Source organism: Azospirillum sp. B4, from assembly GCF_000333275.1.
Classification (GTDB): domain Bacteria; phylum Pseudomonadota; class Alphaproteobacteria; order Azospirillales; family Azospirillaceae; genus Nitrospirillum.
In genome coordinates, this window is the sequence record NZ_BACU01000654.1 from 1 (window position 1) to 1435 (window position 1435).

The 1435-nt window shown below is 72.2% G+C and carries 1 protein-coding gene; it reads right to left on the reverse strand.

The genetic code is table 11. The annotated features are described in order from the left end of the window. Positions 1 to 1435, reverse strand: a 1435-nt coding sequence (locus tag I55_RS29705; protein ID WP_148294046.1) for a tetratricopeptide repeat protein, incomplete at both ends; no start/stop codon positions are given.

Below are 1435 nucleotides of genomic sequence, written 5' to 3' on the forward strand. Positions count from 1 at the left end.
CTGGCCCTGGGCGTTCGCCAGCAGGTGGCGGTAGGCCCCTTCCGCCTCCGCCAGTCGGCCGGCCTGGTGCAGCGCAAGCGCGTCATTCAGGCTCAAAGGGGGTGGCGGGGCGCTTGCGGTCAGCGCCGCCAGTTCCTGGGCGAGACGGCGGATTACGCCGCCGTGGCTTTCGCCGGGCCTGGGCGCCACGACGCGCATGGCCGGAAACCAGGGGCGGGACCGCCGTGCCCAGGGCGCTCCAGTCGTCGGCGGGTTGGATATTCGCCAGGTCGGGACGCCCAGCGCCGCCGCCAGTTCACCGACGGACGTTGGCGCCGTCACCACCAGATCCAGGGCGCTGATCAGCGCCGCCGTACCCTCCAGGTCGTCCTTCAGGTCCAGATCAGTCCAGACGGCGAGGTCCAGGCCCTGGGCGCGGGCACCTGGCACCTCGGCCGTGACCGCCTCGCGGTTGTACTGCAGGTTGATCAGGTGGACGCCGGGGAGACGGCCCAGGGGCAGCCAGTCGTTCAGCGCGCTGTAGCCGCCGGCCCGGGCGGCGGTGACCAGGCCGCTGGTCCAGCAGATGCCGACCTTCAGCCCCGGTCCCAGGGCCGCCACGCGCTGGGCCCAGAAGGCGGCGCGGTCGGGGTCGGGCTTCAGGTAGGGGCGGGCGCCCCGGAAGTCCGCCAAGGCGCGGCGGCAGTGGCGCGCCAGGCTGCCTGTGGGCAGTTGCGCCGTGGCCGTGGCGGTGCGGGGATCGGCGGTATCCTCCCCCGGTCCCTTGGGTGGCCTGCCGATGACCGTCACCGGCGCGAAGGAGCGGGCGAACAGCGGCACCAGGCGGGTGTCGCATTCCAGCAGCACGTCCGTGCCCGCAGCGCGCACCGCTTCGCTCAAGCCCGCGGCCAGGTCGGGGACCTGGCTGGCGAACAGGATCTCGTCACCCAGGCCCTGTTCGCCCCACAGCAGCAGGGTGCGGCCCAGCAGTGTGTCGCCCTGCCAGACTGGCAGGGGAAAACCGCGGCGGACGGAGGGGAAGCTGCTGGCCTTCCACCGGCTGTCATGCAGCGCCCAGGCGTCATCACTGGGGCCCTTCAGCAGCAGCAGGCGCGCCAGGTTGAAACGGGCGTCGTGGGTAAGCTGCTCATTGCCGTCCGCCCAGGCCAGCACCTGGCGCAGGGCGGTCTCCGCCTCATCCCTGCGGCCCTGGGCTTTCAAGGCCAGCGCCAGGTCCATGCGGGCGCCACCATTGGCTGGATCAAGCGCCAGCGACCGTTCCAGAGCCGCTTGAGCCAACCTTAGCTTGCGCTGGTCCAGCAACAGCTTGCCCAGGTTGGCATGGGCGCCGGCGAAGTCGGGGTCCAGGGCGATGGCGCGCCGCCAATGCGCTTCCGCCAGGCCGGGATCCCCCTCATGCCTGGCCACCAAGGCCAGGCCATTCTCCGCATCGGCG